The sequence below is a fragment of the Nonomuraea sp. CA-141351 genome, assembly GCF_050944675.1.
Classification (GTDB): domain Bacteria; phylum Actinomycetota; class Actinomycetes; order Streptosporangiales; family Streptosporangiaceae; genus Nonomuraea.
Genome location: NZ_CP191982.1, coordinates 8,113,701 through 8,134,901, shown reverse-complemented (window position 1 = coordinate 8,134,901; position 21,201 = coordinate 8,113,701). Strand labels below are relative to the sequence as shown.

General features: G+C 70.2%; 20 protein-coding genes. 12 read left to right on the top strand and 8 right to left on the bottom strand.

Annotation, left to right across the window (positions count from 1 at the left end):
• The first annotated feature begins 49 nt into the window (after window positions 1-49).
• On the top strand, window positions 50-214 hold the full coding sequence (locus ACQPWU_RS38340; protein WP_433445391.1) for a peptidase inhibitor family I36 protein: 165 nt from the start codon (window positions 50-52) through the stop codon (window positions 212-214).
• On the opposite strand, the gene sigJ is transcribed toward ACQPWU_RS38340, so the two are convergent.
• The 3 genes from sigJ to ACQPWU_RS38325 form a co-directional block, all read right to left on the bottom strand.
• Complete coding sequence (gene sigJ / locus ACQPWU_RS38335) at window positions 192-1,073, bottom strand: RNA polymerase sigma factor SigJ (RefSeq protein WP_433430425.1); 882 nt, start codon at window positions 1,071-1,073, stop codon at window positions 192-194. The genes ACQPWU_RS38340 and sigJ overlap by 23 nt on opposite strands.
• Before the next feature lie 358 nt (window positions 1,074-1,431).
• Window positions 1,432-2,355, bottom strand: a complete 924-nt coding sequence (locus ACQPWU_RS38330) for a haloalkane dehalogenase (RefSeq protein ID WP_433430423.1) — start codon at window positions 2,353-2,355, stop codon at window positions 1,432-1,434.
• A gap of 412 nt (window positions 2,356-2,767) precedes the next feature.
• The gene (locus tag ACQPWU_RS38325; RefSeq protein WP_433430422.1) at window positions 2,768-3,883 is read right to left on the bottom strand and encodes a saccharopine dehydrogenase NADP-binding domain-containing protein; all 1,116 of its coding nucleotides are present in this window, start codon (window positions 3,881-3,883) and stop codon (window positions 2,768-2,770) included.
• Between the two features lie 126 nt (window positions 3,884-4,009).
• Here ACQPWU_RS38325 and ACQPWU_RS38320 point away from each other — a divergent pair, with 126 nt between their 5' ends.
• Window positions 4,010-4,576, top strand: coding sequence for a TetR/AcrR family transcriptional regulator (locus tag ACQPWU_RS38320; RefSeq protein WP_433430421.1), 567 nt, complete (start codon window positions 4,010-4,012; stop codon window positions 4,574-4,576).
• A 132-nt stretch (window positions 4,577-4,708) separates the two neighbouring features.
• Here the strand turns inward: ACQPWU_RS38320 and ACQPWU_RS38315 are convergent, their stop codons facing one another.
• The 4 genes from ACQPWU_RS38315 to ACQPWU_RS38300 form a co-directional block, all read right to left on the bottom strand.
• Entirely contained in the window at window positions 4,709-5,644 is a 936-nt protein-coding gene (locus ACQPWU_RS38315) for an NADP-dependent oxidoreductase (RefSeq protein ID WP_433430420.1), read from the bottom strand.
• A 96-nt stretch (window positions 5,645-5,740) separates the two neighbouring features.
• Window positions 5,741-6,340, bottom strand: coding sequence for a TetR family transcriptional regulator (locus ACQPWU_RS38310; RefSeq protein WP_433430418.1), 600 nt, complete (start codon window positions 6,338-6,340; stop codon window positions 5,741-5,743).
• Window positions 6,340-7,350, bottom strand: coding sequence for an aldo/keto reductase (locus tag ACQPWU_RS38305; protein ID WP_433430416.1), 1,011 nt, complete (start codon window positions 7,348-7,350; stop codon window positions 6,340-6,342). The genes ACQPWU_RS38310 and ACQPWU_RS38305 overlap by 1 nt, the downstream gene beginning before the upstream one ends.
• 556 nt (window positions 7,351-7,906) lie before the next feature.
• The gene (locus ACQPWU_RS38300; protein WP_433430415.1) at window positions 7,907-8,371 is read right to left on the bottom strand and encodes a cupin domain-containing protein; all 465 of its coding nucleotides are present in this window, start codon (window positions 8,369-8,371) and stop codon (window positions 7,907-7,909) included.
• Between the two features lie 81 nt (window positions 8,372-8,452).
• On the opposite strand from ACQPWU_RS38300, the gene ACQPWU_RS38295 reads away from it, so the two are divergent.
• The 7 genes from ACQPWU_RS38295 to ACQPWU_RS38265 all read left to right on the top strand — a co-directional run bounded on the left by ACQPWU_RS38295 (window position 8,453) and on the right by ACQPWU_RS38265 (window position 16,962).
• The gene (locus ACQPWU_RS38295; RefSeq protein WP_433430413.1) at window positions 8,453-9,019 is read left to right on the top strand and encodes a TetR/AcrR family transcriptional regulator; all 567 of its coding nucleotides are present in this window, start codon (window positions 8,453-8,455) and stop codon (window positions 9,017-9,019) included.
• A 45-nt stretch (window positions 9,020-9,064) separates the two neighbouring features.
• Window positions 9,065-9,949, top strand: a complete 885-nt coding sequence (locus tag ACQPWU_RS38290) for an SDR family oxidoreductase (RefSeq protein ID WP_433430411.1) — start codon at window positions 9,065-9,067, stop codon at window positions 9,947-9,949.
• On the top strand, window positions 9,946-10,827 hold the full coding sequence (locus ACQPWU_RS38285; RefSeq protein WP_433430410.1) for a TIGR03621 family F420-dependent LLM class oxidoreductase: 882 nt from the start codon (window positions 9,946-9,948) through the stop codon (window positions 10,825-10,827). Before ACQPWU_RS38290 ends, ACQPWU_RS38285 begins: the two co-directional genes overlap by 4 nt.
• A 194-nt stretch (window positions 10,828-11,021) precedes the next feature.
• Window positions 11,022-13,322 carry a LuxR C-terminal-related transcriptional regulator gene (locus ACQPWU_RS38280; RefSeq protein WP_433430408.1) on the top strand — a complete coding sequence of 767 codons (2,301 nt, stop codon included), beginning with the start codon at window positions 11,022-11,024 and terminating at the stop codon, window positions 13,320-13,322.
• Between the two features lie 12 nt (window positions 13,323-13,334).
• Window positions 13,335-14,846: a sugar ABC transporter ATP-binding protein gene (locus tag ACQPWU_RS38275; RefSeq protein WP_433430406.1), complete on the top strand. Its 1,512-nt coding sequence runs from the start codon at window positions 13,335-13,337 to the stop codon at window positions 14,844-14,846.
• The gene (locus tag ACQPWU_RS38270; protein ID WP_433430404.1) at window positions 14,840-15,835 is read left to right on the top strand and encodes an ABC transporter permease; all 996 of its coding nucleotides are present in this window, start codon (window positions 14,840-14,842) and stop codon (window positions 15,833-15,835) included. The genes ACQPWU_RS38275 and ACQPWU_RS38270 overlap by 7 nt, the downstream gene beginning before the upstream one ends.
• Entirely contained in the window at window positions 15,832-16,962 is a 1,131-nt protein-coding gene (locus ACQPWU_RS38265) for a substrate-binding domain-containing protein (RefSeq protein ID WP_433430402.1), read from the top strand. The genes ACQPWU_RS38270 and ACQPWU_RS38265 overlap by 4 nt, the downstream gene beginning before the upstream one ends.
• A gap of 11 nt (window positions 16,963-16,973) precedes the next feature.
• Here ACQPWU_RS38265 and ACQPWU_RS38260 read toward each other — a convergent pair whose 3' ends face one another.
• Window positions 16,974-17,510 (bottom strand): helix-turn-helix domain-containing protein, encoded by a 537-nt coding sequence (locus tag ACQPWU_RS38260; RefSeq protein WP_433430401.1) that lies wholly within the window; start codon window positions 17,508-17,510, stop codon window positions 16,974-16,976.
• 81 nt (window positions 17,511-17,591) lie between these two features.
• Here ACQPWU_RS38260 and ACQPWU_RS38255 point away from each other — a divergent pair, with 81 nt between their 5' ends.
• The 3 genes from ACQPWU_RS38255 (at window position 17,592) to ACQPWU_RS38245 (ending at window position 21,165) form a co-directional block, all read left to right on the top strand.
• On the top strand, window positions 17,592-18,725 hold the full coding sequence (locus ACQPWU_RS38255) for an aminotransferase class V-fold PLP-dependent enzyme (RefSeq protein ID WP_433430399.1): 1,134 nt from the start codon (window positions 17,592-17,594) through the stop codon (window positions 18,723-18,725).
• Between the two features lie 23 nt (window positions 18,726-18,748).
• Window positions 18,749-20,122, top strand: coding sequence for an amino acid permease (locus tag ACQPWU_RS38250; protein ID WP_433430397.1), 1,374 nt, complete (start codon window positions 18,749-18,751; stop codon window positions 20,120-20,122).
• A gap of 479 nt (window positions 20,123-20,601) precedes the next feature.
• Window positions 20,602-21,165, top strand: a complete 564-nt coding sequence (locus tag ACQPWU_RS38245) for a hypothetical protein (RefSeq protein ID WP_433430395.1) — start codon at window positions 20,602-20,604, stop codon at window positions 21,163-21,165.
• The last annotated feature ends 36 nt before the right edge of the window (window positions 21,166-21,201 follow it).

The window sequence follows — 21,201 nt, the reverse complement described above, 5'->3', positions numbered from 1 at the left end:
GCGCGGCCGCCGTCACGATCGTGATCGGACGACCACCTCGCAGCCTCACCTGTGGGGGCGCTGCCCGCACGGCTGGATGTGCGCGTACTCGGGCCCCGACGGCACGGGCAACTTCGCGAAGTCCAAAACTCCAGGCCACGGACAGCCCGCCGCGATCGCCTGCCTCCGCGATGGTAACGCGGCGACGGGGATCATTCGGTGGATCGTTCGGTGATATGGGTGAGTTTGTCGGGGTTGCTGACGGTGTAGATGTCGCGTACTTGGGTGCCGTCCGGGGTGAGGTCGACGACCATGATGGCGTACGGGGCGTTCTGGACGAACAGCACGGCGGAGGGCTCGCCGTTGACTTCCTGGTATTGGATGTCCAAGTCGTCGAAGGGCTGGGCGGCGCTGGCGAGAAGCACGCGGGCGACGTTGTCGCGGCCGTGGATGGGACGTGGGCCGGCGGCGTTCGACTTGCCACCGCCGTCGGACCACAGGGTCACCTCGGGGGCGAGGAGCTCCATCAGCGCGTTCAGATCGCCGCCGAAGGCGGCGGCGACGAATCGCTCGGTCACTTGTCGCTGGAGGTGCGGGTCGATCTGGGTGCGGGGGCGGCGGGCCTGGACGTGTTCGCGGGCGCGGTGGGCGAGCTGGCGTATGGCGGTGGGGGTGCGGTCGAGCATCGTGGCGATCTCGGTGTGCTGGTAAGCGAACACCTCATGCAGGATGAACACCGCCCGCTCCAGCGGGGTGAGCGTCTCCAGCACCACCAGCAGCGCGATCGACAGCGAGTCCGAGCGTACGGCGTGATCGGCGGCGTCGGCGGCGGTGAGCAGGGGTTCGGGCAGCCAGGACCCGACGTAGGTCTCGCGCCGCCGGCGCAGGGCGGTCTGGTGGGCCAGTGCCTGGTTGACCGCGATGCGTACGAGGTAGGCGCGGGGATGCTCGATCTGCTCCGGATCTCTGGAGGACCACGCCAGCCAGGTCTCCTGCAGGACGTCCTCGGTGTCGGTGACGCTGCCGAGTGTGTTGTAGACGATGGAGAAGAGCAGTTCGCGGTGGTCGGCGAACACCTGGGTGGCATCGGGCATCACAGGTCCCCCTATCTGTGTGACTGTTGCCTGAGAGCCCTTGTCAGGGTCGTTGTGTGACGTCCGCACGGCGAAAAGTGACCCAGATCTCATCCGCCGGAAATTCGTTTGCCGCCCGGGTCGAGGTCGCCGCTCATCATCTCGTGACGGAGGTTGCTTTACACGCGGGTCGATGTCGTGCGTGATCTCGCCGGCTCGGTACTTCGACCGTCGCGTGTCAGGACTCGTCTCCTTGGACATTCCACGTGGTTTCGTCATCCGGGACTCGACCCGGGGCCGGGCGGCCCTCCTTTCCACGGCCGCCCGGCTGTCCGGGATGGATCCACTCCTGAAGGAGCCGAAGAGCCGGCCTGCCGTTTCAGGCCGTCATCGGGGAAGCCGCGACGAAATCATTGATGACCTCCGCGAGCCGTTGCGGCTGGTCTTCCTGGAGGAAGTGGCCCGCGTCGGCGATCATGACCGAGGTGGCGCCGGGAACGCGTTCGGCCATGCGCTGGGCGTGCGGGCCCGTGACCCCGTCGCGTTCTCCGTACGCGCACAGGAATGGGATCTGGAGTTTCTCCAGTACGGCCCAGGCGGCGCGATTGGGTTCGCTGGCCACGTCCTGCGGCGAGATGGGGACGAGCAGGGGGAACTGGCGTGCGCCCGCCAGGTACGACTCGTCCGGGAAAGGGGCGTTGTAAGCGGCTACGACCGCGGGGTCGACCTCGCCCACGGCGTTGCGGGTGACCACTTCGCCCGGCTCGAACGGGTAGGCGCGCTGGCTGCGTTGCAGCCACTGGACGTAGAACGGGCCCATCTCGTCGGAGTCCCCGGTGGGCAGCATCGTGTTGGCGGTGATCACCCGGCGGAAGCGTTCGGGCTGCTCGGCCAGCAGCCGCAGGCCCAGCAGGCCGCCCCAGTCGTGGCATACCAGGGTGACATCCCGCAGGTCCAGGGCGTCGAAGATGGTCTCGCGCAGCCAGTCCACGTGCGCCTGGTAGGTGTAGCCGTAGCGGAAAGCGGGCTTGTCCGAACGGCCGAACCCGATCAGATCGGGCGCCACGCATCGATGGCCGGCCGCGACCAGCGGCGGGATCACGTGCCGGTAGAGGTAACTCCAGGTCGGCTCGCCGTGCAGCAGCAGGATCGTCTCCCCGCCGGCCTTCTCTGGGCGTTCGTCCACATAGTGCACGCGCAGCCCGCCGCTGATCTCGGTGTAGTGGGGGTCGAAGGGGTAGTCGGGGAGGTTGTCGTAGCGCTCGTCCGGGGTGCGGAGGACGTACTCAGCTGGGTTGCTCATGCACCCTGAGAGCTGCCGGAGGGGCGTGATTGTGACGTGATCTGTGCCTCAGGTGCGCGACCCGGGACACACCGCCCTGACCGCGTTCCGCGAGCGCAAGCGCTTGGAGCGGGCCGCGCGGGGCGAGTCGACCGAGCCGGTGGCCGAGGATCTCGACCGGCCGGTGAGCATGAGCCGGGCCCGCGACGCCGAGCTGGTGCGGCTCCGGGTGGAGCTGGAGGCCGAGACGCGGACCGTCCAGGAGGCCGCCGCTCGCGCCGTCCTGGATCGCCTTGCCGGAATCCGTTGCCGGGGCGTCGGCCTGGCCAAGGCGCGGTGCGCCCGGCTCCCGGCACGCCGTGCCCGCGCCGGCGGTTGTCGCGTGCACTCGCCGAGGCCCCGGCAGCCTCCGGGCGGCGGGCATCAGCGCTCCTCAGTCCAGTACGAAGGTGCCGCCTGCGGTCGTTGCCAGGTCAGTCCCGAGGGCGGCTGCCGGCGTCCAGGCCCCGGGCCTGCCGACGCCACGGGCCAGCAGTTCGGTGACGGTGGCGGTGACGTCGGCCGTGAAGTCCATACCGTCGCCGGCGCGGAGCCATCCCTCGTACCGGGCGCCGTCCGCCCACTCGACGACGGCGTGCCCCCAGGAGTGCTTGCGCGGGCGGGATGCGGCCTTCACCGGGACCCGGCCGAGCCGGTCGACGGCGAGGCGTCCCAGCGTCGGAACGGACAGCAGGCGGCCGAGCAGCGGGAGCAGGGCACGCATCAGCGGAGCGGTCGGCACGAGAGCGGAAGTGGCCGTGACGAACGGTGCTCCGCTCACCGCATGCGCCGCGACGAGCTCGCCCGACGCGACACCTGCCGACGTCGCCGACTCCCCGTCCGGGAAGGTGAGTTGCTGTGGGTCCGCGCCGAGGCGCGACGTCACCAGCCGCCCGTTCTCGTACCGCCGTCCGCCGGCGGTGAGCACGTCCACGATGCTGGCCGCCAAGGCGGCACCGAGCACGCCCGCCTCGACGGCCACCGAGGCCACGGCGTCGACCCGCACCCGGTGCGGCGTGGGCCGGCCTTCGCACAGCTTCGCTACCACCGCCTCCGTCGCCAGCACGCCGAATCCGGCGCCGGTGACCAGGGTGCTGCCCGCCCGCACCGCTTCGTCGTGCAGGGCGAGCAGCCGGTCGACGGCGACCACGTCGTTGGCCTGATCGACGTAGTGGCCGCCAGGCATGCAGGCCCCGGCGATCACCGGTGCCGTGGCGGCGAAGGCGCCCATCGTGTTCACCACCACCCGCGGGCGCTCCCGGACGATCTCGTCCGCGATCCGCTCAGCCGAGTCGGCGACGACCACTTTCGCGTCCGCAGGCAGACCGGCTTGGGCCCCGGCGGCGATCATCCGCTTCCGGCTGCGCCCGACCGGCACGACCGTCAGCCCCCGCGCGGCCAGTCGCGCGGTCACCCCTCGGCCGACACGGCCGGTGGCCCCGACTATCCATACCTCGTCGTTCGTCCTGCTCTCGCCGGTCGTCCCGCCGGTCTCGCTGGTCTTCGTCATGTGAACGTCACCCTGCCTGCTCCGGGCCCGCACCGGGGACGGATATCCCTCAGTGATGACACAGTGTGTCGTGAGCGCAGGCTAGCACAGATGACACAGTGGGACATCACCTGTTACCGTCGGCCTATGGCGAGGTGGGATCCGGGTGCCGAGGAGCGCCTGAAGCGGGCGGCTCTGGAGCTGTACCTGGAGCGCGGCTACGACAACGTGACGGTGACCCATATCGCCGAGCGGGCCGGACTCACCCGGCGCTCCTACTTCCGCTACTTCCCGGACAAGCGCGAGGTCCTGTTCGCCGGCTCAGAGCGCCTGCCCCCGGCACTGGCGGAGGCAGTCCTGACGGCAGACCCGAACGCGGCTCCGCTCGCTGCCACACTCGACGCGCTGGCGCGAGTCGGTGCCCAGCTCGTCGAGCAGGTGGACGGCGCGGCGGAGCGCCGGGCGGTGATCGACGCCAGCCCGGAGTTGCAGGAGCGCGAACGGACCAAGACGGCCGCGATCACCGAGGCGATCCGCGATGCCCTGAAGCAACGTCAGGTGAGCGCCGGGACGGCCGAATTGGTCGCACAGATCGCCACGGTGGCCTTCCAGAACGCCTTCCGGCACTGGATCGAGGCCGAAGGACATGCGAGTTTCGGCAGCTGCCTGCACGCGGTGACCGACGAACTGCGAGCCGCCCTCGCCAGAACGTGAGAAGGGCGTCTGCCGCCGAACGCCTGTAAGGAACCAGAGGGGCGAACCGGTATGCACCGTGGCCGACTACCGCGGCTTCTCCAGTGAGGACGGCGCTTTCGGGAGTCATGTGCAGCCCTCCGCGAGGATCGGTCAGCCGAACCGCAGGACGAACCGCCCGCGAACGCCGCGCCGTTCGAGCCAGCGATGCGCGTCGGCGGCTCGGGAGGCGGGCAGTTCGCCGGCCACGCGGACGGTGAGCCGTCCTTCACCTGCGAGTTCGGCGAGCCGGTCGAGCTCGGCCGCGGCCTCGACGTAGTCGCGGACGAAGATCGGGGCGACGCGGACCCGGTCGGTCCCGTCGCCCTGGTAACCGCGGACGGTGACGACGGTGCCGCCGTCCTTGACGGCAGGGAGCACGGCGGCCTCCAGCACGGCGGCGTCGACGAGCCCGTCGACGCCGCCCGGGTGGTGGCGGCGGACCATTGCGGCGAAGTCGTCCCCCCGCGGCACGACCTCGTCGGCTCCGCACTCGCGGACGAAGGTCTCGTCCTGCCGGGCGGCGTCGGCGACGACGACCAGCCCGGCCTGCTTGGCGAGCTGGACGACGTACCCGCCGACGGTGCCGGCGGCGCCGGTGACGGCGACCGTCGCGCCGGCCGGGAGCGCCAGTGTGTCGAGTGCGAGCCGGGCGGTGAGCCCGTTCATCGGGAGGGTGGCGGCCTGAACGTCCGAGAGCCCGGCCGGGATCTTCGCGACCGAGCGTGCCGGCACGACGAGGTCTGCCCGGTAGCCGCCGTGCTCACCTGAGGGCACCACGATGGCCATGACGGCGTCCCCGATCGCGAACGGGCGGTCGACGGCGGAGCCGATCTCGGTGATCACGCCGGCGACCTCCATGCCCGGCACCCGCACCACGTCGGCCTCATCCTGCCGCGGACGAGAACGGATCATCGTGTCGGTCGGGTTCACCGTTGCGCTGCTCACCCGGATCCTGACCTGACCGGGACCGATCGGTTCGGCCGCCAGGTCGAGCTCGCCGAGAGCGTCCGGTCCGCCTGGCTGCGTCAGTCCGATTGCTTGAACCATGGTCGTTCGTCACTCCTTATTGGTTGCCGCCTGGTGGCGATGGGCAGGGCCGACCGCGCCGCTGACGAGTCGCGGCGTGTGCTCGACCCGGTTCGGCTACGGCGATGTGGGGGCGTGAAGACCCTCGAGCAGCAGGCTGCACACCTCGTCGAGTTCGGCGCCGATGCCGGGGTTCTGCCATTCGGCCGCGTGGGCGAGGTGGTTGAACTTGGCGGTGGCGTTGAAGACCACGCGGGCGGTGGCCTCCGCGTCGTCGGTGCGGAGGCTGCCGTCGGCGGCGCCGTCGGCGATGATGGCCGTCAGCTGGGCCAAGAGGTCGGCGACGTGGTCGGTGGCGACGCTGCTGTGCGCGGCCGCGAGGATTCCATAGGCGGCGAACAGCTCCGGGTCCTCGCGAATCTTGGCCTGCTTCACGGCCAGGACGGCGTGCAGCCAGGTACGCAGTCGCTGCGCCGGCGGGACCGCGCTGTCGGCGGCGATGACGGCGAGGGCGTCGCGGTTGCGGTCGAGCCAGCGCCGGGTCACGGCCTCGCGCAGCGCCTGCTTGGAGGGGAAGTGCTTGTAGACGGCGGCGTGGCTGACCCCGAGTGCCCGTGCGACGTCGACGACGGTTGCCTTGTCCGGGCCGTGGCGGCGCAGGATCTCCTCGGTGGCCGCCAGGATGGCGTTCGCGTCCAGCGGGGTTCGGGCGGGCATCAGCGCCTGCCGCCCGTTCGCTCGCTGTCCAGTAGCGCGAGCAGGGCGGGGGCGTAGCGTTCTCCCGCGACCGCCCCCCGGGGGACGGCCTGCTCGATCGCGTCCAGGTCGTCCTCGGTCAGCCGCAGGCCGGCGGCGTCCACCGCGTCGGTGATGCGGTGCGGTCGGCTGGCCCCGACCAGCGCGACGATGTCGCGGTGCGCGCGCCCCTGCGCGAGCACCCATGCGATCGCGAGCTGTGCGACCGTGGCGCCGCGGGAGGTGGCGATCTCCCGCAGCCGCTCGACCAACGCGAGGTTGGTCTCGATGTTGCCGGGGGCGAAGCGGGGCAGGTGCCCGCGATGCCGTGCGTCGCCGGCCGACGGTCGCCACGTCCCGGTCAGCATTCCTTGGGCGAGCACCCCGTAGGCGGTGACGCCGATGCCCAGCTCGCGGCAGGTGGGCAGGATCTCGTCTTCGACGCCGCGGCTGAACAGCGAGTACTCGATCTGGACGTCGGCGATCGGGTGCACGGCGTGGGCGCGGCGGATCGTCTCGGCGCCGGCCTCGGACAGCCCGATGCCGCGCACGTAGCCCTTCTGCACCATCTCGGCGACGGCGCCGACGGTCTCCTCGATCGGGACAGCGGGGTCCAGCCGGGCCGGGCGATAGATGTCCACGTAGTCGGTGCCCAGCCGCTGCAGCGAGTAGCCCAGGAAGTTCGGGATCGCGTCGGGCCGGCCGTTGATGCCGCGCACGCTGCCGTCCACACCGAACAGCGCGCCGAACTTCACGCTCACCACGGCGCGGTCGCGATCGGCGGGTCGCAGCGCCTGCCTGATGAGCGTCTCGTTGTGCCCCATCCCGTAGTGGTCGGCCGTGTCGATGAACGTGATCCCGGCGTCGAGCGCGCTGCGAAGCGTCGCGATGCTCTGCTCGTCGGCGCTGCGTCCGTACGCGCCGGACATGCCTGCGCAACCGAGCCCGACCGCCCCCACACAGACGTCGGCGCCGAGTGTTCTCTGCTCCATACGAGGAACGCTAAGCGGGCTGGTTACATATGTCAAAACTTGTAACTTGCTACCTTGGCCGTTGCGGGTCCAGAGCGTGGCGGCCTCTTCGAGTTCCTGATGCAGCAGCCGGTCGGCGCGGTCGTCGTCGAGCCAGCGGTGCAGCCGCCAGTCACGCGGGAAGCTCCAATCCCCTGAAGAGATCATCTCGCTCTGACCTGCGAGAAGGGACCAAGAGCCCCAGATGACCAATGAGCCCGGGGCCGGGGTGGCGAACGCGCCAACCAGAAGCGTTTGGCAGCTGCGTCAATCACCGATCGTGATGAATAGCCGGAGGATGCGTGGAGCTGCGGCAGTCGCAGTACTTCGTGGTGGTGACCGAGGAGGGCGGGTTCGGCCGGGCCGCTGCACATCGTCCAGGCGGCGGTCAGCCAGCAGATCGCCCGGCTGGAGCGACCGGGCCTTCGCCGGTACGGATCCGCGCTGACTGCGGTGTCCGGGGGCCGAGGTACGGCGGCAGCCGAGGGGCGCTCAGGGGGTGCCGCCGGTCCCGGTTCGAAGCCGAATGCCGTGGTGGCTACCGCTCCTCGTAGGTGATCTCGTGCTTGGCGGCGATGAGGTTGAGCTTCTTCGGGTCGAACTGTCCATCGGTGACGGCGGCGTCCGGTCCGGCCTCGAAGAGGTCCTCGAGGTAGCACTCCCACCCTCCGGGCGTGGAGATCTGTATCACCCGTGGGGGCGGCGTGGAGCCCTTGCGCAGGGCGTGCGGGACGCCGTGCGGCAACAGGACGAACCCGCCTGCGGCGACGTGTTCGACCCGGTCGTCGAACTCGACCTCCAGCACGCCGTCGAGCACGTAGATGCACTCGTCGGCGACGTGGTGGACGTGGCGGGGGATGTCGCGGGCCAGGATCACCTCCAGCAGGGAGAGTCTGCCCTCGGTGTCCTCGGTTCTGGCCTTGAAGGCGAACGCAGGCGGGGCGGGGACGCGGCTGGGCCGTACCTCGCCGGGGGCCAGCAGGATGAAACGGTCTTTCGACATGACGGTGACCCTTCACGCATGACATAATTGGAATGCGGAATCCGGATTCCGCAATTGAGTCTAGACAGAGGATCTCGTGGCATGTCAACTCCGCCGACCCGGCGTAAGCCGCGCACCGACGCCGAGCGCAACCGTGACCGTGTGCTGGAGGCGGCCCGGGCGCTGTTCACCGAGCACGGCTTTGACGTGCAGATGTCGGAGATCGCCCGGACGGCCGGTGTCGGCGTGGGGACCCTCTACCGGAAGTTCCCGACTCGCGAGGTTCTGATCGAGGCCGTCGCCGAGCAGCGCTCCGCCGAGATTGCCGCGTTCGCGCGGGCGCGCTGCCTCGCCGAGGACGATCCGTCCCAGGCGCTCGACCTGTTCCTGCGCCACGTCGGCGAGGTGCTGGCGGGCGATCGCGGCATGTCGGAGGTGATCGAGAAGGCCATGGGATCGACCGAGCCGCGCGGGGAGGCGCGCGCGGCGCTCCACGGCGTCATCGCCGAGCTGATCGACCGGGCGCGGGCCGGTGGCGTGATCCGGCCGGATGCGACGACCGCGGACGTCAACATGATCGTTTGTGGTCTGGCGGCCGTCATCCGCCATTCGGCCGGTGACTGGAGGCGGTACGCCGAGATCGCGCTGGACGGCCTGCGTCCCCGCTGATCATCTCGGTGTCACACTTCGGGTGCCCGCACCCCTCTCAGAGTCATGACCATTCTCGTTACCGGGGCCACCGGAACCGTCGGCCGCCACGTCGTCGACCACCTGCTCCGCCAAGGCCAGAAGGTGCGCGCCCTGACCCGCGATCCGGCCGGCGCCGAGCTGCCCGAAGGAGTCGAGGTCGTCGCCGGTGACCTCACCCGCTCCGGCACGCTGAGCCCGGCGTTCGACGGCGTCCGGGCAGCTCACCTGATCACCTTCGGCGGCGACTACCAGCCGTTGCGCAACGGGCAGGAGATCGTGGATCTCCTCGGGAAGGCCGGGGTGGGCAAGGTGACGCTGCTGAGCGGCTGGCACGAGGGCACCCTGGAGCCCGCCGTCAGGGCCGGCGCCCTGCAGTGGACCTTCCTCCAGCCCGTGCAGTTCATGGCCAACTTCATCGCCGACTGGGGCGAGCCGCTGCGCACCACCGGCGTCGTGCGTGAGCCGTACGGTGACCGAAAGAGCCCGCCCATCCACGAGGCCGACATCGGCGCCGTGGCCGCGACGGTCCTGACCCAGGACGGCCACGCCGGCCAGGCCTACCACCTCACCGGGCCCGAAGTCCTGACGCCCCGCCAGATGATCCGCCACTTGGCCGACGCCACCGGCCGTGACCTGCGCTTCGAGGAGCTCACCCCTGACCGGACGCGACAGGAGTGGGGCATGGAGGGCAAACGTCCGGACCTGTCACTCTTCCGCGCCTTCGCCCAGACGCCCGGCGTCACTGACGGGGACCTGGTGGAGATCCTGCTCCAGATGTACGGAACGCCGAACGAGTACGGCACCACGTTGACCGGCAACGTGGAGAAGCTCACCGGCCTCCCGCCGCGCACATTCGCGCAATGGGCGGCGGAGAACGCCCACCATTTCCAGCCGAGGGGGGCCGCATGACCGGACGCCCGTTCCGGTTCGGGGTGGCTCTGCAGGCGGCCGGCGATCGCGGTGAGTGGAAACAGAAGTGCCGCAAAGCCGAGGACATCGGCTTTGACACCATCGCCGTCATCGACCACCTCGGCAAACCCGCTCCCTTCCCCGCGATGGTGCTGGCCGCCGAGGCCACCGACCGGGCGCGGATCGGCACCTACGTGCTGGACGCCACCTTCTACACCCCCGCGTTGCTGGTCCGCGACATCGCCACCACAGATCTCCTGATCGATGGCCGCCTCGAACTCGGGCTGGCCGCCGGACGGCCGTCAGCCTCCCAGGAGACGCTCGAGAGCCTCGGCATGCCGTATCCGAGTCCGGCCGAGCGCGCGGCCCATTTGGAGCGCGTGGTGTCCGGCCTGCACCGGTTGTTCGCCGATCCGGCGGTGAACCCCGATCCGTCGCGGCGACGGCCGCCCCTGCTCCTCGCGGGCCGAGGCAGGCGGGTCCTGCGGCTGGCGGCCGACCACGCCGACATCATCGGCTTCAACGGTGGCGCGGATGGCCCGAACGCGAGAGTGGGCCTGCCCGCCTTCGCCGGGGTCAAGGCCATGGCCGAGCGGGTGGAGCTCGTACGGGCCCGGCTCGGCGATCGGATCGCCGAGGTGGAGTTCAACCACGAGGTCCCGGCCGTGGTGGTGACCACCGCGCGGCGCACCGCGCTGGAGCGGCTCCACCCCCTGGCGCTACATCACGGTGCTGGAAGGCGGCTTGGACGCCATGGCTCCGGTCATCGAGCTCCTGCGGACCTGACCGGCGCGAGCTGCACCACTGACCCCCGCTTGGGCGTGGTGTCACTCGCCGCGGAGAAACGGGTCCAGGCAGTTGGAGAAGGCGCAGCGTGACTAGAGCAGCATTTACGTCCGCCGTGCCATGGCATTACCCGTAACGGGTAATTAAATATTCGCGGGGACAGTGGTGGTGGCGTTGGCCTTCCTGCCATTCGGGTAGCCGGATCGAAAAGCCGGAAGATTACGCGACGCATGATCAGCGACTTCCTTGAGTCAGGATGAACTAGGTTCGTGGTGCTATGGAGGCGATGGCGCGATCACGTGCGGGGAATCTGCCGCTTGAGCTCACCAGCTTCGTCGGTCGAAGGCACGAGATAGCCGACGGCAAGCACCTGCTCGCGGCCGGCCGGATGCTGACGCTCACCGGTGTCGGCGGGGTGGGCAAGACGCGGCTGGCGCGCCGGATCGGCGCGGAGATGTCGCGGGAGTTCCGTGACGGGATCTGGCTGGTCGACCTGGCTCCGCTGATGGCGGGAGACCTGCTCGCGGAAACGGTCGCCGGTGCCGTCGGATGCCCTCAGCCGGATATGGCCTCTCTTGCCGAATACCTGCATGACAAGCGGTCGCTGCTGGTGCTGGACAATTGCGAGCATCTGCTCCGGCAGTGCGCCGCCTTGGCCGCCGATCTGCTGGCCATGGCCCCCGGGCTGAGCATTCTGGCAACCAGCCGGGAGGCGCTGCACATCGCGGGGGAGCGGATCCTTGAGGTCCCGCCGTTGATCGTGCCGGGCGCGGCCGAGACGTCGATGGATGACGCCCTGCAGAACGAGGCGGTGAGGCTGTTCGAGGATCGCGCAGCGTCCGTCGTGCACGATTTCCGGGTCAACGAGGCCAACAGTGTGACGGTGGCCCGGCTGTGCCGGCGGTTGGAGGGCATCCCGCTGGCCATCGAGCTCGCCGCGGTACGCGTGCAGGTCCTGTCCGTGGAGCAGATCCTCGAGCGTCTCGACAACCGGTTCCGTTTGCTGACGACCGGGCCCACTACCGCGCCGCCGCGGCAGAAGACGTTGCGGGCGCTGCTGGACTGGAGTTACGACCTGTGCGCCGAGGACGAGCGGGCGCTGTGGGAGCGGATGTCGGTCTTCTCGGGCAGTTGCTGCCTGGAAGCCATCGAGCACGTGTGCTCGGGGCACGGGATCGCGCTGGACGTCGTGCTGGACGTGCTCGCGCGGCTGGTGGACAAGTCGATCGTGCAGCGCCGCGGGCGGGGCCCTGCCGTACGTTTCGGCATGCTCGACACACTGCGCCAGTACGGATGGGAGCGGCTCGTCGCCTCCGGCCAGGACAAGTCCCTTCGCCTGCGGCACCGTGACTGGTGTCGCGACCTGGCGGCGCAGTCTGAGGCCGAGTGGTTCGGCGAGCATCAGATGGAGTGGCTGGCGCGCCTCACCGACGAGCAGGGGAACGTGCGCGCCGCGCTGGAGTTCTGCCTGAGCGAGCCCGGGGAGGCGTGGGCCGCGCTCGAGATCGCCGGCGCGATGTGGAGCCATCGGCTTTCGTGGAGCTCTCCGAGCGAAGGGCACCACTGGCTGGAGCGGGCGCTGGCACAGGAGCCCGGCGCCGGCGCCCTGCGGGCCAAGGCCTTGTGGGTCGACGCGTGGCTCGTGCTGCTTCGCGGAGAACCGCAGGCCGCCAAGCCGTTGCTGGAAGAGTGCCGGGAGCTGGCGGAGCGGCTGGGTGATGAGGCCCAGCTCGCCGGCGCGGTCCACATCACGGGGTTCGCCACGTTGCTGACCGGCGATTTCACCCGAGCTTTCGAGCTCCTGGAAGAGGCCCTGGTCCGTCGCCGCGCCCTGGGCGATCGCGGCAATGCCTGGGTGGCACTTTTCCAGCTGGCCATGACCGCCGTCCTCATGGGCGAGCCGCGTTCCGCGAAACTCTGCGAGGAAGTCCTGGAGACGGCCGAGCAGGCGAACGCCGCATGGTCGGTCTCGTACGCGCTGTGGGTCGCGGCTCTGGACCGATGGCGCCAGGGCGCACTCCGGCAGGCCGTGAGCATGATGCGGGACGCCGTCCGGCTGAAGCTGCGCTGCAACGACCATCTGGGCCTCGCCCAGTGCCTCGAGGGGCTGGCCTGGATCCTGGCCGACGACGAGCAGTACGAACAGGCCGGTCAGATGCTGGGCGCCGCTCACATGGTCTGGCGGTCGATCGGAACGTCACTGCCCGGCCTCCGGCATCTGGCGGGTCTCCACGACCGGTGCGAGTCCACGGTCCGGCACCACCTCAAAGAAGGGACGTTCAAGGCGGCCTTCAACCGGGGCTCGGAGTTCACTCTCGACCAGGCCGCCGCCTATGCGCTGGACGAGAAGCTCGCACGGCCCGCGGAAGGCGTCCAGCCCGAGTCCGACGTCACCTCCATCCTCACCCGCAGAGAACGGGAGATCGCCGAACTCGTCGCCCGAGGCCTGAGCAACAAGCAGATCGCGGATTCCCTGGTCATCTCCCAGCGCACCGCGGAGTGCCATGTGGAGAACATCCTGCGCAAGCTGAACTTCACGTCCAGGTCGCAGATAGCCAAGACGTGGGCCTCACGCCAGGCCGGTTGAGGACATCGAGAAATGACCACGCCGGGATCGGCGGCCATCCCCGACCCGCTCATCCGGATCCGGGGGCTCCGCAAGCAGTTCGGCGGCATCCGCGCGCTCGAAGGCGTGGATCTCGAGCTGCGCCGCGGCGACATCCTCGCCCTGCTCGGCGCGAACGGCGCCGGCAAGTCGACGCTGATCAAGATCCTGGCCGGAATCCATCAGGCCGATGGGGGAGAGGTGGTCGTGGCCGGCCACCCGCTGGGCAGCCGGGCCGCCACCGCCGGCATGGCGTTCATCCATCAGGATCTCGGCCTCGTGGAGTGGATGACCGTCGCGGAGAACATCGCCCTCGGCACGGGATACGCCCGGCGCGGCGGCCTCATATCCCGGCGCGCGATGGATGACCGCTGTACGGAGGCTCTCCGGATCGTCGCCTGTCACCTCGACCCGGCCGAGCGGATCGCTCCCCTGACACGCGCGGAGCGGTCGCTCGTGGCCATCGCCCGCGCGCTGGCCACGGAGGCGAAGATCGTCGTGCTGGACGAGCCGACCGCCTCCCTGCCCGACGCGGAACGCGGCCGTCTCTTCGACGTCCTGCGTGCGCTCCGCGAGCGCGGTCACGGGATCCTGTATGTCACGCATCGGCTCGACGAGGTCTACCGGATCGCCGACAGGGTCGCCGTCCTGCGCGACGGGCGCCTCGTCAGCCAGGGCGCCCTTGCCGGCCGCGATCCGGCCGATCTCGTACGTGACATCGTCGGACGGGACAGCAAGCGCCACCGGCGCCACGCCCGCAGGCCAGGAGAGGTCCTCCTCCGCCTGGACGACGTGCGCACCAGCCAGGCGGGCCCGGCCGAGTTCGCCCTTCGAGCCGGAGAACTGCTCGGCCTCGTCGGGCTCACGGGCGCCGGGCACTGGGAGATCGGGCGCGTGCTGGCCGGCGCGTGCCCCATGCTGTCAGGCCACGTGCTGCTCGCGGGCCACGCGTACCGGCCCGCCTCGGTCTCAGCCGCCGTCGACGCGGGGGTCGGCCTCGTGACCAGCAACCGGCAGGAGGAGGGAGCGGCGGGGAACCTGAGCGTACGGGAGAACCTCCTGGCCAACCCCGGGATGCGCGGCCGAGCGCCGCTGAGCCTGCTGAGCCCGCGTCGCGAGCGCGCGGAGACGGCCGGGCTCATGACGCGTCTGCACGTTCGCCCCGCCGACACGGAAGCACCCTTCGACGATCTGTCAGGCGGCAACCAGCAGAAGGTGTTGATCGGGCGGTGGCTCAAGGGCCGCCCCCGTCTCCTCATCCTCGAGGAGCCCACGGCCGGCGTGGACGTCGGCGCCAAGTCCGAGATCTACCGGCTGCTCGACGAGGCCCTGGCGACCGGGATGGCGGCGATCCTGGTCTCGGCCGACTTCGAGGAAGTTGTGAACATGTGTGACCGTGCCCTCGTGTTCGCGCGAGGAGCGGTGACCGCCGAGCTGAGCGGTGACGCCCTCACCGTCGCCGCCCTCGCCCGCGCGGCCACGACCTACGGGACGGGCCGTTGCTGATCAACGATCCCACGCCCCGGCGGCGGCTCTCCGCCGGCCAGCTGATCGGCGGCTACGGCTTGCTCGCGCTGGCCGTCATCCTGTTCGCCGTGTTCGCGATCGTGCTGCCGGACACGTTTCCCACGATGGCCAACCTGACGGCCATCGTCTCCGCCTACTCGGTCATCGCGATCCTGGCGCTGGGCGCGACGATCCCCATCGTCACGGGGCACTTCGACCTGTCCATCGGGTACGGCCTGGGTCTGGGGCATGTCATGACGCTGCTCCTCGTCGTCAACGCCGGGTGGCCGTGGCCCCAGGCCTGCCTGGTCGTGCTCGCCGGCGGCGCCGCGGTCGGCATGGCCAACGGCTTGCTCGTGGAGTTCGTCCGCATCGACTCGTTCGTCGCGACTCTCGGCACCGGCAGCATCCTGTACGCCGTCACGGGCTGGGTGACCCATGGCGCCCGGATCTTCCCCGGTCCCCACGGCCTGCCGGAGGGCCTGACCGGCCTCTACGACTCCACGTTCCTCACCCTGCCCACACCCGCCTTCTACGTCCTCGCCCTGGCCGCCGTGCTGTGGCTCATGTTGGAGCGGCTCGCCGTGGGCCGCTACCTCTACGTCATCGGCTCGAACCCGCGAGCGGCCGAACTGGTCGGGATCCCGATCCGCCGGTACGTCATCCTCGCCTTCGCGATCTCGGGCCTGGTGACCGGCTTCGCCGGGATCCTGTTCGCCGCCCAGCAGGAGATAGGCAACCCGAGCGTCGGGCTGGACTATCTGCTGCCGGCGTTCGTCGCCGCCCTGCTCGGCTCCACCACGATCAAACCCGGGCGGCCCAACCCCTGGGGCACCGTCATCGCCGTCGCGGTCCTGGCCATCGGGCTGTCCGGCATCAGCCAGCTGGGGGCGGAGTTCTGGGTGACACCGCTGTTCAACGGCATCACCCTGCTGATCGCGGTCGGGCTGGCCGGCTACTCCGCGCGGCGCCGGAGAAGCCAGGCATGAACCTCATCCGGGGTGCGCTGGCGCTGGCGCTGGCCGCCGTGGTCGCGGGCGGCTGCTCGCGCGGCTCAGAGCAGGCCGCTCCCGGCCGGACCGCCTTGACGAGCCCGTGCCCCGCTGTGGTGCGCACCGCCACGCGGGCGGTCGCGCGGGCCGAGGCGACGAACGTTGCCTGGGACGGTCCCACGAGCGGGCCGCGAGCCGTACCCGGCAAGAGCATCGTCTTCGTCGCGTCGACCATGACCAACCCCGGCGTGGCCGGCACCGCCAACGGGGTGCGGGAAGCCGCCCGGTTCGTACGGTGGAGCTTCCGCGTGATCGACGGCCAGGGCACCCCTGCCGGGATACGCGCGGCCCTGGGCGAGGCGGTCGCCCTTCGGCCATCGGGGATCGTCATCGGGGGGTTCGACCCGAATTCCGTGGCTCTGCAGGTCAAGCAGGCCAACGACGCCGGCATCCCGCTCGTGGGATGGCACGCGACCAACTCCCCGGGCCCCAGCGGGCATCCCAAGCTCTTCACCAATGTCACGACCCGGGTGGAGGACGTCGCGAGGATCAGCGCGTACTGGGTCATCGCCAGGTCGGACGGCGACGCGGGCGTCGTGATCTTCACCGACTCCTCGATCCCCTTCGCGGAGAACAAGTCCCAGCTCATCAAGGAGACCCTGCTGAGCTGCTCCGGCGTCAAGCTCCTCTCCTATGAGAACATCCCGCTCCCCGACGCGGGCAGCCGCATGCCACAGGCGATCTCCTCCCTGCTGGCGCGGTTCGGCGATCGCTGGACGCACTCAGTGGCCATCAACGACGTCTACCTGGCCGACGCCGCTCCGGCGCTGCGCGCCGCCGGGAGGCCGGGCGGCGGTCCTCCCTACTCCGTCGGCGCCGGCGACGGCGATCCATCCGCCTTCGAGCGCATCCGTGACCGGCGGTTCCAGCAGGCGACCGTCCCGGAGCCGTTGAACGCGCAGGGCAGCCAGATCGTCGACGAGCTGAACCGCGCGTTCGCCGGTCGCCCGCCGAGCGGCTACGTGCCGCCGGTGCACCTGACCACGGCGGAGAACGTGAACGGCGCCACGTCGTGGGATCCGCCCGGCTTCCGAGCCGCCTACCAGCGGATCTGGCGGGGGTAGAGGGCCGTCGGTCAGTAGCTGGGGGGAGTGGCGGCGATCAGGAAGTCGGCCGGTTCCTCGCCCGGGTTCAGGTAGCGGTGCGGCAGTGACGAGTCGAAGTAGCAGCTGTCGCCCGCCTCCAGCAGGTGTTCCACCCCGGACACCTCCACGACGAGACGCCCCCGCAGCACCAGCACGCACTCCTCGGACGGGTGCGACCACGGCTCGGCGGCCGACGACCCGCCGGGCATCAGGTGCCCTTCCAGCACCTCCAGCCGCCCGTGCCCGGGCGACACGCGGGTGTAGGTGATGCCGCCGGCCGGGGACTTCACCAGCATCCGCGCGTCCTGCCGGATCACGGCCACCGCGGCCGCGTCGGGCTCCTGGAACAGGCTGAACAGCGGCAGGTCCAGCACCTTCGCGATCTTCCTGAGCGTCTCCAGGCTGGGATCGGCCAGGTCGCGCTCGACCTGGCTGATCAGCCCGCTCGACACGCCCGCCGCCGCGGCGAGCTGGGCGAGAGTCAGCCCGCGCTCGGTGCGGAGCTTGCGGATCCTGGCGCCAATCACGCGCCGATCCTATCCTTGGCAGGCGTCAATGCCATTAAAGATGTATTGACCTGGTTAAAACCGGCCGATAAGGTGCCCGAAATGTCGCACATGCTGAACGCCACCCAGTTCCGGGCCGAGTTTCCCTCTCTGTCCGACTCCGTGCACCTGGCGAGCTGCAGCCAGGGTGCCCTGTCGTCGCGGCTCGCGTACGCGCTGCAGGAGATCGGTCACTCGCTGCGGGACAGGGGCGCCCCCTGGGAGCTGTGGATGGCGGAGGTCGGCCGGGCCAGGGAGCGGTTCGCCAGGCTCATCGGCGCCGAGCCGGACGAGGTGGCCGTGCTGTCGTGCGCCTCGGAGGCCGCCTTCCAGGCCGCCTCCTCTCTCGACTGGTCGCAGCGGCCCGGCATCGTCACCAACGACCTGGAGTTCCCGTCGATCGCGCACGTGTGGCTGGCCCAGGGCAAGCGCGGCGCCAAGGTCAGGGTGGCCGCCGACACCGGCGAGAACGTCACGGCCGAGGCCTACGAGCAGGTCATCGACGAGACCGTCAACCTCGTGTCCGTACCGCTGCACACCTACCGCAACGGCGCCCGCCTCCCGGTCGAGGACGTCGTACGGCTGGCGCACGAGCAGGGCGCGCGCGTGTTCGTGGACGCCTATCAGGGCACCGGCGTCACCCCGATCGACGTGAAGCGGCTCGGCTGCGACTACCTGGCGTCCGGGGCGCTCAAATACCTGCTCGGCCTGCCCGGCATCGCCTTCCTCTACGTCCGCGGCGGCATGGAGCAGCAGCGCGAGCCCGAGCTCACCGGCTGGTTCGGCCGCACCGAACCGTTCGCGTTCGATCCCCGGCTGCTCGACTTCCCCGGCGACGCCCGGCGCTTCGAGACCGGCACGCCGCCCATCCCGTCCGCGTACGCGGCCAACGCCGGGTTCGACCTCATCGAACGCGTGGACCTGCACGCCGTACAGGAGCATGTGTCCGCCCTGGTCGAGGAGTTGGCGGAGCGGCTGGCGGCGGCCGGCGTGCGGGTGGCGAGCCCGGCCGGAGCGCGCGGCCCGCAGGTGGCCATCGCCGACGACGACCCCGGCGAACTGGCCGCCCGGCTGGCAGAGCGCCGCATCTGGACGGCGCCGCGGGGTGACCTGCTGCGGCTGTCCTTCCACTATTACAACGACCGGTCCGACGTGGACGCGGCCGTCGAAGCCATCAGCGCCTGCCGCAGGGGCTGATCACCCCTCTTGAGAGGTCTCCAGTGGACAACGAATCCGGCCTGCAACGCAGGCTGACCGGGCGCCAGCTCACCATGATCGGCCTGGGCGGCGCGATCGGCACGGGGCTGTTCCTCGGCTCCAGCCTGGCGATCTCCCAGGCCGGCCCGGCGACCATCGTCGCCTACGTCATCTGCGCGGGCGTCGCCCTGGTGATCGGCTGGTCGCTGGCCGAGATGGTCGTCGTCCATCCCGAGGCGGGCGCGTTCGGGGTCATCGCACACCGGTACCTGGGCCCGTGGGCGGGATTCGTGGTCCGCTGGACGTACTGGACGATCCAGGTCATCGCCATCGGCGGCGAGGTCATCGCGGCCGGGATCTACGTCCAGTTCTGGTGGCCGTCACTGCCGCTGTGGCTGCCCGTCACGGTCTTCTCGGCCATCGTGCTGGCCATGAACGCCGCCGCGGTCAAGCTGTTCGGCGAGGTCGAGTACTGGTTCGCGATGATCAAGGTCGTGGCCATCATCGTGTTCATCCTGCTCGGCGTGGTCCTCATCACCGTCGGCCTGCCCGGCGCCGACGCCACCGGCGTCTCGAACCTCACCGCCCACGACGGCTTCCTGCCCAACGGCATGAGCGGGCTGTTCCTGGCCATGGTGTTCGTGCTGTTCAGCTACATCGGCACCGAGGTCGTCTCGGTCACCGCCGCCGAGTCGGAGAACCCGGCGCGCGACATCCCGCGCGCCGCCCGCCGCATGATCACCCGGCTGGCGCTCTTCTATGTGCTAGCCATCGCGATCGTGCTCACCGTGGTGCCGTGGACCACCACCGCCCAGGGCGGCTCGGTGACCGAGAGCCCGTTCGTCCGCGTGTTCTCGGCCGCCGGCATCCCGGCCGCGGCGACCGTCATGAACTTCGTCGTGCTGACCGCCGCCCTGTCCAGCGCCAACACGAACCTCTACCTGACCACCAGGATGATGCACTCGCTCGCCGCCAACAGGTACGCCCCCGCCTGGACCGGGCGGCTCAGCGCCACCGGCGTGCCGCGCAACGCGCTCGCGCTGTCGGCGCTCGGCCTGGCGCTCGCCGCCGTCGTCTCGGCGGCCAGCGAGAGCGGGGCCTACCTGGCGCTGTTCGGCGTGTCGGTGTTCGGCGCACTGGTGGTGTGGCTGCTGATCCTGGTGACGCACTACGCCTTCCGGCGCACCCGTGCCGCCCAGGGGCTGCCGCCGTCACCGGTCCGCCTCTGGGGCGCGCCCGTCACGTCCGTGGTGGTGATGCTCTTCCTCGCCGCGGTGCTCGTCTCGACGCTGTTCATCGAGCCGTTGAGGCCGGCGTGGTGGGCGGGCGTCCCGTTCTTCGTCATCCTCAGCGTCGCCTACGTCGTCACCTCCCGCCGAGCCAAGTCGACGGTCTAGTCTCCGGTACGGCCTACCGCATCCAGCCAAGGAGCCGCAGGCTCCGGGAGCTGACGGTCGTCAGGAGGCTCGGCACGGTCGAGTACGACATCACCCCGTACCGAGCCGAGATCCAGCGCCGTCACGTCTTCCAGCTGGAGCTGCAGTCAGGTCAGGGGGCGCTCCTCTCATGCCTCGTCGAGTGCTGAATCCAGTAGAGACCGGTGTCTATTGAAGTGCCGTCAGACTAAGCGTGAGCCGCCGAGTCGGCAAGGGGAGGAGGTGTATCCCGTTTCGCGCGTCAATCTCACAAGCGCCATATTCGGGTTGGGAGCAGGGGAAACGCATCTGGATAGACGCGCTGCGGAGCGTTCGGCCGTGTAACGCCTAGGTAACGGCTTCTTGTCGCTTATCTAACTCCAGCCTAATGTCGGAGGACAACGTTTTCTATCGCCCTCAGCCCGAAGGCATCACCCCCCGTGTCAGGAGATCAATCCGCCATGCGCACACGGCGCTGTTTAGCCGGCCTGCTCGCCGCGTCCCTGCTGCTGCCCTTCCTCGCCGTGTCGCCCGCGGCGGCCGTCGCGACCGCCCCCTTGCCCGCCGGATACGTGGACGTGGTCACGTTCGGCGACCCCGAGTCCGATAGCACGCATGCGCTGCGGGCCGGCTACCACACGCGCTCCACGCACGTCACGCGGTTGAACGGCGCCGTGTTCAGGGGATCCTCCGACGGCGGCGCGACCTGGACCGACCTGCACACGGTCAGCGGGGTCGACACGGCGCAGTGGTACTCCGTCCCGCTTTCCCGGACCGCGGCCTACCCGTGGCTGCGCGTCGCCTTCCCGTCGGGCAACGCCAATGTGGCCGAGATCGAGTTCCTGTTCACGATCGATGACCGTACCCTGCTCGACCTGCTCATCAAGGAGGCCGAGGCCGTCGACCCGAGCCGGTACACCCCCGAGCTGACCGCCGCGCTGGAGCACGCCCGCTCAGACCTGGCCGGTCAGGAACAGATCGACGCCGCGGCCGAGCGGCTGCGCGTCGCGCTCGCGAGCCTCTGACCAGGCGGTACGGCTCCCGCCGTACCGCCCCCTTTC